General features: G+C 57.4%; 12 protein-coding genes and 1 tRNA gene. 2 read left to right on the top strand and 11 right to left on the bottom strand.

Going from position 1 to position 8,630, the window contains the following annotated elements; all coding sequences use genetic code 11:
- Positions 1-170 precede the first annotated feature (170 nt).
- Positions 171-1,280 carry an endonuclease/exonuclease/phosphatase family protein gene (locus tag PIB16_RS19395; RefSeq protein WP_271046244.1) on the top strand — a complete coding sequence of 370 codons (1,110 nt, stop codon included), beginning with the start codon at positions 171-173 and terminating at the stop codon, positions 1,278-1,280.
- Positions 1,281-1,310: 30 nt separating this feature from the next.
- Here the strand turns inward: PIB16_RS19395 and PIB16_RS19390 are convergent, their stop codons facing one another.
- Positions 1,311-3,050: a GGDEF domain-containing protein gene (locus PIB16_RS19390; protein WP_271046243.1), complete on the bottom strand. Its 1,740-nt coding sequence runs from the start codon at positions 3,048-3,050 to the stop codon at positions 1,311-1,313.
- Positions 3,051-3,263: 213 nt separating this feature from the next.
- Here PIB16_RS19390 and PIB16_RS19385 point away from each other — a divergent pair.
- Positions 3,264-3,339 (top strand) — tRNA-Thr (locus tag PIB16_RS19385).
- An 83-nt stretch (positions 3,340-3,422) separates the two neighbouring features.
- Here the strand turns inward: PIB16_RS19385 and PIB16_RS19380 are convergent.
- The 10 genes from PIB16_RS19380 to PIB16_RS19335 form a co-directional block, all read right to left on the bottom strand.
- The gene (locus PIB16_RS19380; RefSeq protein ID WP_271046242.1) at positions 3,423-4,454 is read right to left on the bottom strand and encodes a tyrosine-type recombinase/integrase; all 1,032 of its coding nucleotides are present in this window, start codon (positions 4,452-4,454) and stop codon (positions 3,423-3,425) included.
- Complete coding sequence (locus PIB16_RS19375) at positions 4,426-4,632, bottom strand: hypothetical protein (RefSeq protein WP_111808029.1); 207 nt, start codon at positions 4,630-4,632, stop codon at positions 4,426-4,428. The genes PIB16_RS19380 and PIB16_RS19375 overlap by 29 nt, the downstream gene beginning before the upstream one ends.
- Before the next feature lie 217 nt (positions 4,633-4,849).
- On the bottom strand, positions 4,850-5,266 hold the full coding sequence (locus tag PIB16_RS19370) for a hypothetical protein (RefSeq protein WP_271046241.1): 417 nt from the start codon (positions 5,264-5,266) through the stop codon (positions 4,850-4,852).
- Positions 5,259-5,459, bottom strand: a complete 201-nt coding sequence (locus PIB16_RS19365) for a hypothetical protein (protein ID WP_271046240.1) — start codon at positions 5,457-5,459, stop codon at positions 5,259-5,261. The genes PIB16_RS19370 and PIB16_RS19365 overlap by 8 nt, the downstream gene beginning before the upstream one ends.
- Before the next feature lie 3 nt (positions 5,460-5,462).
- Positions 5,463-5,987, bottom strand: coding sequence for a hypothetical protein (locus PIB16_RS19360; RefSeq protein WP_271046239.1), 525 nt, complete (start codon positions 5,985-5,987; stop codon positions 5,463-5,465).
- On the bottom strand, positions 5,977-6,192 hold the full coding sequence (locus PIB16_RS19355) for a hypothetical protein (protein WP_271046238.1): 216 nt from the start codon (positions 6,190-6,192) through the stop codon (positions 5,977-5,979). Before PIB16_RS19355 ends, PIB16_RS19360 begins: the two co-directional genes overlap by 11 nt.
- Entirely contained in the window at positions 6,189-6,674 is a 486-nt protein-coding gene (locus PIB16_RS19350; RefSeq protein ID WP_271046237.1) for a hypothetical protein, read from the bottom strand. Before PIB16_RS19350 ends, PIB16_RS19355 begins: the two co-directional genes overlap by 4 nt.
- A complete protein-coding gene (locus tag PIB16_RS19345; protein WP_271046236.1) occupies positions 6,671-7,066 on the bottom strand; it encodes an HNH endonuclease in 396 nt (131 codons plus the stop codon). Before PIB16_RS19345 ends, PIB16_RS19350 begins: the two co-directional genes overlap by 4 nt.
- 65 nt (positions 7,067-7,131) lie before the next feature.
- Positions 7,132-8,469 (bottom strand): ISL3 family transposase, encoded by a 1,338-nt coding sequence (locus PIB16_RS19340; RefSeq protein WP_271046235.1) that lies wholly within the window; start codon positions 8,467-8,469, stop codon positions 7,132-7,134.
- Positions 8,438-8,611, bottom strand: coding sequence for a YlcI/YnfO family protein (locus PIB16_RS19335; protein WP_271046234.1), 174 nt, complete (start codon positions 8,609-8,611; stop codon positions 8,438-8,440). The genes PIB16_RS19340 and PIB16_RS19335 overlap by 32 nt, the downstream gene beginning before the upstream one ends.
- Positions 8,612-8,630 lie beyond the last annotated feature (19 nt).

Here is an 8,630-nt window from a genome sequence, read left to right as displayed (position 1 = left end):
CAGCCGACGCGCGTCTGCGCGGCGAAAAGAGTCCTTTCAGCCCAAGGACATGGGGTGACTGGCTTCCTGTGCCATGCACAGGAACAAGGGCGGGTGAAGGACGTTGCCCTGGCTACTGGCGAGGCGGAGCGACACCGGCTAAGCTTTCCCTGTAGCAATAGGATTGATTCATGTCGCTTCGGCTTGCCACCTTCAATATCGAAAATCTCCTCACCCGTTTCGATTTCACCGGCTTTCGCAACCAGACGCGGCGCGACAGGGCGATCCAGCTTTTCGATATTCGCGACGAGGCGACCTATCAGGCGCTGGAAAGCGCGCGGATGGTCTCTTCCACCGACGACACGCGCCAGCTTTCGGCACTCGCCATCGCCGATGCGGATGCCGATATTCTCTGCCTGCAGGAAGTGGACAACATGGCCGCGCTGCAGGCCTTCGAATATGGCTATCTCTATCGCATGGTCGGCAATGGCTACCTGCAGAAATATCTGGTCGAGGGCAATGACAGCCGCGGCATCGATGTCGCCGTCGTCATGCGCGAGGAGACGCGGGACGGCGACAGGATCGAGGTGGTCGACATCAAGAGCCATGCGGCGCTGACCTATCGCAATCTCGATCTCTTCAATCCCGCGCTTGCCGCCACAAACCAGATCGACGACAAGATTTTCAAACGGGATTGCCTGGAAATCGATCTGAGGATCGGCGGCAAGCCGCTGACGCTTTACGTCACGCATTTCAAATCCATGACCAATGCCCGCGACGCGGTTGACGCCCGCATCGCCACCATGCCGATCCGCGAGGCGGAGGCCATGGCCGTGCGCCGTATCATTGAAAACCGCTGGGGTGTGGGCAATACCCGCAACAAGAATTTCGCCATCTGCGGCGATCTGAATGATTATCAGGAGCGTGTCGCGATTTCCGGCGACAGGCGCAGCGGTTACAGCTTCGCGCCCGTCGAGGAGGAGCGCAGCGCGCTCGATATCCTCTCGGCCGATGGTTTCGTGGTCAATCCGATGATGCGCCGTGACGTCATGGATCGCTGGACGCTTTACCATTCACGCGGGCCGCAGGAGCAGCATCTGTGCCAGCTCGACTATATCTGGCTGTCCCCGCGTCTGGCGGAGACGAACGCCACGCATGTTCCCGAAATCATTCGCAATGGGCAACCTTTCCGGACGATATTCCCGCCGGGGCAGGAGGTCGAACGTTATCCCCGCACCGGCTGGGATCGTCCGAAGGCTTCCGATCATTGCCCCGTGGTCGTGACACTGGATTTGATCTAGTCGAAGCGAAGTCCGCCGCCGGTGATGTTCTTAGCCGTTCGCGACCTTTGGGAAATAGGTTGCCCAGACCCGGTTGCGGCCCGCACGCTTGGCTTCGTAAAGCCGGTCGTCGGCGATGGCGATCAACTCGTCCCAGCTGTTGATCGCACGCGCTTCCTGCCAGACCACGCCGAAACTTGCCGTCAGCGACAGGCCGCTTTGCTCATCGATGGTCTGGGCTTCGATCAGGCGGCGAAGGCGGTCGGCCGTGGCCGTCGCCGTGGCGTGGCTGACATCCTGCAGCACGACGACGAATTCCTCACCGCCGTATCGGGCAAGAATGTCGTTCTTGCGCAATGCGCTGCGCAACAGGCCAGCGGTCTTCTGAAGCGCGATGTCACCCATGGCATGGCCGTAACGGTCGTTGATCGATTTGAAATGGTCGATATCGACAATCATCACGCCGAGCGACTGACATTGCTCCTCGCCCGTCAATATGGAGCGAACCGCCTTTTCGAGTGCGCGGCGGTTGAAGACGCCCGTCAGTGCGTCGGTTTCGGAAAGGGTGCGCAGCTGCTCGGCCAGCGCACGCTGCTGGTTTTCCATTTCGCCCTTCTGGCGAAGCTGTTCGCGCAGGAAATCCAGTTCCTCGAACATCTTCTTCACTTCCGGCGCAACCCTGTCCTCATGACGGCCCTCGGAAAGATCACCGCCGGCGATGGCGGCGATCTGCGTCTGGACGGATTGCATGGGACGGAACAGCGCGGTTTTGTAAACCGATGTCAGCCGCAACAGCACCAGCACAGCGATGCCGGCGAGAAAGAGCGAGGTGCCGCCATAGATCAGGGCCTCCTGCTTTTTCTTTTCGATCCGCGCGCGCGTTTCGGACAGAATAAGGTCGCGCAGGGTGTCGGACGACCGCATGCCTGCAATATAGTTTCTGGAGAATTCAAGCGCGCTTGGCTGGGCGGATGGCACCGCCATCACGATCGTGTTCTGCGCGTAACGTAAAGCCTGACCGAAATATTGGGTTTCAAGATCGCGCAATGCGCCGTCCAGTCGCGGCGTCGAGAGATAGGCGGCGGTATAATTGGTCAGCGATGCTTTCAGCGACAGCAGGCTCTGCATCTCGGTATCGAACTTGGCGCGATAACCGAGCTTTTCCTGCCTGTTCGCCTTGAGACTCATGATGACATAGGAACCGAGGCGGCCGATGCGGTCGCGCATCACGCCCGCCGTACCCGTCATGGCGATGTCGATCGCCACGTCGGGCGTCACCTTGATGATGGCGCGTGCGGCCCTGCCGCGCAGCAGATTGACGCTGTCCGCCGCCTTGAACATCGATGCAATCGCATTGGACATCGCGCCGTGGTGACGCGCGTCAGGGGGGAGCGCGGCAACCTGATCCACCAGCTCTCGCGATTGCTCGAGCTTCTGGCGGGTATCAGCAAGCGACTTCGCCAGTTCAGGCTGTGTTCTGATATCGTTGGCGAAGGATTTCTCCAGCTCCGACAGCTTGTCGTCCGTTGCCTTGCGCGCGGCGGCAAGCCCTTCTGTCAGCCTTGCATCCGGCACGGATGCACCCATCAAATTATTGGCGGGGCCTCGCTCGGCCGACACCAGCCATGCGGACTGGAGAGCGGTTTCAAAGCGGCTGAGCTGCGCGGCATTGGTGCGATAGCGCAGATAATTATAGACGCTGGGCAGCGCGGCAAGGGTTGCCAGCAGGATGGAGCTTACGGCGATGATGATCGTGCCCGTCAGCTGGATTTTCTGTATGCTCGCGCGCATATGATGCGTTGTTCTCACTGGAATGGTTATGTTTCATCGCCATTCTAGTGGTGCTGCGTAAATACTTCGCTTATTTTCCGGGCCTTCTGCTACAATTGCGATCATGAGGACAGTCGGGCCGGCGACGGTGTGGAAAAGCGGTCTGTCGATGCCACGGCGTTAGTTTTTACTTTACACCAAGTCAGAATCTGATAGTTGGCAAGGCACTGGCTTGCCCTTGTAGCTCAGTTGGTAGAGCACCTGATTTGTAATCAGGGGGTCGCGGGTTCGAACCCTGCCGGGGGCACCAGTATTTCGCTTTAAAAACAATTATTTACGCGAAATTTCAAAAACATCCATTTTACAGCATACCGCGCGTTTTACATTTTGTTGCTAGCGCGTTCCCTTCTTGATGGCGTCAATGACCTCCTGTCCTGCCAGATAATGACGCCGAATAATCCCCTCTGCATCTTCTCTGGAATGTCCGGAAATCTCCGCGATCAGCTGGATTTTCTCCTCATGTGATCGGTCAAGGTGAGCATAGGCATATGTTATGGCTGTGCCGCGCAAGTCGTGGAACGTCACGCCCTTGATCTTCAGTCGCGCCATCTCTTTGCGCCAGGATGACTTGAAGCCGCTGGCCGTCCAGTTCTGGCCGAAAGAGTTCACCAGCACGCGCTGTCGGCCGCTGTCTTTGGCGTCCTGCAATATCGGCAGGATTGCAGGGGCGGCTGTGATGCGCACGCGCGCGCCTGTCTTCCCCTGCTTGATTGAAACACGCTCGCCGTCGAAAGCGACCATCGGCATGGAAAGAATATCCGCCTGCCGCTGCATGGTCCAAAGCGCGATGGATGCCACATTCCTGATGTGGGGTGAGGCTTTGGTCAGAACGGTATTGATCTGATCCATTGTCCACACGGAATCCCTTCGCGTGCCTTCGTGGAGATGCTCGACGCGCTCCAATGGATTGCGCAGGATCGTCTCGTTGTCTTTCGCCCAAGCGAATACACGCGCCAAAAGCCCCAGATGCATGTCAGCAGAACGTGGGGCATCATTCATGGTGTCTCGCCACTCCAGAAACACCTTTCGGCTTCCACGGGCCTCTATGGCCGAAATAGGAAATGTGTCGAATTTCACCTTGATGACGCCGAACATGCGTTCGTAGTCTTTGCGGGTAGACGGCGCGAGGGCCTTGTATTTTGCGGTTCCGCGGAAATCTTCAATCAGAGAACTGATCGTCCCCTGCACCGCAAACACCGGTCTATCTTTGGTCAACCGGATGTATTCGTGGGTAAAGGCCTTCGTGCCAGGCTTTGACATGATGCGCGGCGCACCTTTCCCGCGCCACGCATAATAGTAGGTCACCGTGCTGCCGTCGGCCAGTTTCGATTTGACCTCATGCACGCCCACCAGCTTCCCTTTCATTTTGCCATTCCCTCAAAGCCGCTTCGGCGGTGTTGTCTTCACGCTTTTTTGCCGCAAAGCTTTTTGGGGCGAACTCGATCTCACCCGATGGGTGCATGATTACCCGGACGTTGTGCATGGCTGCGGCCGATGCAGCATCCGCAATTTCGGACTTTGTGTAAGTGCGGGCTCTGCTCATGGGCCTTTGTCCACATTGTTTCCACAGGGCGGTCCCTCGCTCCTTTCAAGCGTCGCTCGGTTCTTCATGAGCGCATTGCGGCTTGTGACCATAGTGTAGCCGTCGCCGAACCGGACGAGGCAGCTATTCATGACCTTGGTGCGGATCAGGACATCGCAGGGCTGGCCTTTGCGGCCTTGTCGATCCCATCGGAAAATGTATGGCAGGTGCTGGGCCATCACCGCTCCTCCGATTGCAGGGCGCTAGCCTTTTTGACGGCGCGCTCGAAATCTCGTTTGATCGATCGCATGACGATGTCGTGCGTGGAGAGCTTGTGAAATCTAAGGGTCGGCTCCCACAGGTCGATAACGTTCATCACGCCACGGAACGCGCCTTCTGCGATCTGCGCACGGCGATGCATTGCTTGCAGCTTCGCCCTTACCTCCCTCTCGCGCTGATCTGCTTCGGAGACGGCGAGGATGGCAGCGTGAAGCTGATCTGTGGCGTTGGCGATATATGCTAGCGTGCCATGTTCGAGGATACGCTCCTTAGCCTCAGCCACCGTGTCAGGATCACACATATCCGGGGCATAGGTGACAGCCCAATCGCTTAAGGCCTGCAAGGCGACTTGGCACTTTTGCTCGATATCAGTCATGGCCGGCCTCCTGCCTGCATTTTGCGCACTGCTCGAAGTCAAGTTCACCGTGTTCGCAAGGCGTCGTCATCGAGCGCACAAAGCTCTCGCGCTGTTTGCGCCACATTTCCTCACGTTCAACCGGCGTCATTGCCTCAACGCGCTTCTTGGCGGCGTCAATCAACATCTGCTCTCTCGTTTGTAAATCGCTCATGCCTCAGCCCTCCTGCTTTGCGGGTGCTGCGGGGAGAGCACGCATAATCGCGTCAACAATTGGCTGCAATTCGTTAGAAGACCTATTAGCGTTTTCAACGCGGATCATGATGTCGTTCACCATCACCGGCTCGCCTTTACGCCATCCGTCCTGCTTTAAGCTGTAGATGAGAACAGAACTGCTATTTGACGCCACGTGCCAACCTTCCGCCACGTCCTGCACCTGTGCGGAGAGGGCGGGAGTGGCGGCGGCGTAGAGGTCACGATATTGTAACGTGACGCTGTCAGGGAAACGCTTCTTCATCGCCTCCCATCCCGCATAGTGCTCATCGTCAACCATGCGCCAACTGGTTTCCCCTTCCGGGCTTCCCGCGCGATACTGCCTTGCAACCGGCTCCGCAGCGGACAGGGCGGCTTCGAGGGCGGCACGGATTGCCGAATTGATCCAGCCGTCAAGCTGCCAGTCTTCTGCGCCCGTTTCCTTCGCATAAGCCTCGATGGCCCGCTTCAGCATCTCATCAGTTACCATGGTGTTCTCCTCCTGTGCTGGCTATGACTTCCGCTCCAGCAAGGGTCCGATAGCTGAACTCGTTTTGAGAGTTACTGCCGCCGCCGGTTAGAAGCGCTTCGATTTCGGGATGCTCAATATCGAACGTGCGATACGTGGTCTGCGGAGAACCGCCGACGTGTGCAGCCATAGCGGCGTCATCTATGCGGACAATGAGCCTGATCATGACTTCCCTCCTGTGCTGGCGAGGGCTGTGCGGGCGCGGCGGAAGTGCCCGATTTCTGTTACGACTTGGGCGTCATCGGGCCACGATTCCGATACGTCACCAGCTACCTCGGCCATTGGCTGAAGCACCGAACGCAGCCGCTTCACCTCGGCCTCTGCTGCCTCGGCGCGCAACAAGAGTTCGGAGCATGAGCGAACCCGTTCAGCTTCGGAACTGGACACCAGCGCTGTTATGCGCTTGTTCTCGCGCTGCAAGCTTTCGAGGGTGGAGACGAGTTCCGGCAGGGCGTTGACGGCCACAGCCATGAACCCGCCAAGTTTATCCTGCTTGTCGCCACAGCCGATGACGGTGAAGAACGTGCCGTCGTAATCGTCGTTGATTGGCGCGATAATCGAATTGGACTCATCGCAATCAGGCGTGAATTCCACTTTCAGCGAACCGACGCCTTCCAACGCCTTCTTGATCTCTTCCAATGCGGTCATGGCATATCCTCGCGATAGAACGTTACGGGCCGGTAGACGACGGCCTTTTTGGGCTTTTCGATCTTTGGAAAGCCGGGGGATTTAATCTTGCCAGCCGGCCGGATGACGCCAGACGCTTTGTCACGCTGCCGGTCGGATTTCCTGATTTGGCGGATGTCATTGCGTGTCTTGAATTTGTTGCAAGTCACGCAAATCGGTCGACAATTGTCTAGGGAGTTATCGCCTCCCAACTGGTCTGGAACATCATGATCAAAGATGACGCCAAGAGACAAATCGCTGTTGCAGCGCTGCCCTTCCTCGAAACCATACCGAGGTCCGGACGCTTCACATCGTTGGCCTGATCGCTCAAGCGCCAACCTCTTCGTGGCTCTGGTGAATTCAGTTCGTGCCATTGAGCCACCCCCAGTTTTCACCTCTGCGTATTTTAGGCGATCCCTCAAATGAGGTTGCTAAAGGGTCAGAACTTACCCCTGCGCAAATCCTGCTCCAAGGTTGCTAAGTCAAATCCGTAGCTGATCATCGTGTCGTTGTCCGGCTCCCCGGAGAACTCAGCGATATCGGCCAGCGGGACGATGTTCCCGTACCTCAACAGGGCCTTTGCCCGGAACCGATGGAACTTCATCCCCTTCGCCAGTTGATTGATGGCGTTGATACGACCGTTCAGGTTCTCGACCATGTTGTTCGTGACGCGATGCTCGAAATAGTTGAAAATCTCCTTGCCCCAGTTCCCCACCGCCGTCGTTTGTTTCTTGAAGAACGGGCGGATGTGATCGGGCATGGTCCGGGCCCAATAGTCGTACGCCTTCTCAGCCCCGCGGCGGGTCGGCTCTTCGTAGATCATGTAGAAACGCTCCTTCCACAAGTACGCGTCGTACAGGAACGGGTGCTCCTTCATGATCTCGTCCAGAACGTCCTGTGTCTCTGGCTTGGCCTTATCCCATCGGGCGAGGAACATCAGGTGCCTGTTCTTCAGCGCCTTGCGTTCCTCATTCTCCAACTTGGACTGATACCACTTCCTGGCCTCGTTCATGCCGTCGTTGGCCATCCTCACGACGTGGAACTTATCGATGATGTTCAGGGCTTTTGGGAACAACTCACGAGAGATGTTTCGGTAGCTCCGCCACATGTCATGAACGACGATTTCAACGGAGAACTTGTAGTGCTGTTCGAGCATGAAGTCTCTGACCTCGCTCTCCTTTCGGCTCGGCAGGATTTCCAGAATTTGGCCCGTCTCGATATTGGCGCAGATGAACCGCATCCCGCCCAGAATGTGGTTTTCGTCCATGCCGAGAATGCGCGGGAGATCGACCTGGTAGTCCTTCAGTTTTTCCGCAGCGTATTCGTCAAAGATGCGCTCGACGTAGGTATCATCCACGCCGTTCCTTGTGGCAGCATCCTTGAAGGTACGTTTGATCGAGGCCATTGCCAGTTCGTGCTTGAAGCGATGGGTGATGTACCAATTCTCATCGAGATCGGGCAGCGGCTCGAACATGATGCTGCCGCAGCTCAGGCACTTGAACTTCTGCTTGTGCACCATGAGGATAGTCGGCATTGGCTCGATGCGCCTATCGCGATAGCGGACCGCAGGACTGCCGTTGCGTTTGTAGACCCCAGCCAGACAGCAGACGGCCTCAGGGATTTCTGTCTCCGGATACGTTGCCACAGGGATTTGAAATTCCCTATGGCCGCGGTGCATCTCGACGGTTCCGTCGCCAAACGCCCGGAGGCCGTCGAGCCTCAACCAGTTGGGTTGGAATTCGCGCTCATTCGCCTTGCGTCTTCTTGGTCTTCTCACGTCGCTTTATCTCCCGCTCCACGGCGTGGCGCAGGAAGTCAGTCCGGTTTTCGTCCGGTTCTAAGACAGCATCGATGCGCTCGAACGTCCCATCAGGGAAACGAGCGGGCATCTGCTCGAAGTTTGTTTTCTTGCGTCCCACAGACGTCTTCATAGGAGAT

This window comes from Agrobacterium sp. ST15.13.015 (assembly GCF_027871645.1).
In the GTDB taxonomy this organism is placed as follows: domain Bacteria; phylum Pseudomonadota; class Alphaproteobacteria; order Rhizobiales; family Rhizobiaceae; genus Agrobacterium; species Agrobacterium leguminum.
Note: the sequence above shows the minus strand (reverse complement) of the source record. Positions and strands in the feature narration are given on the sequence as shown.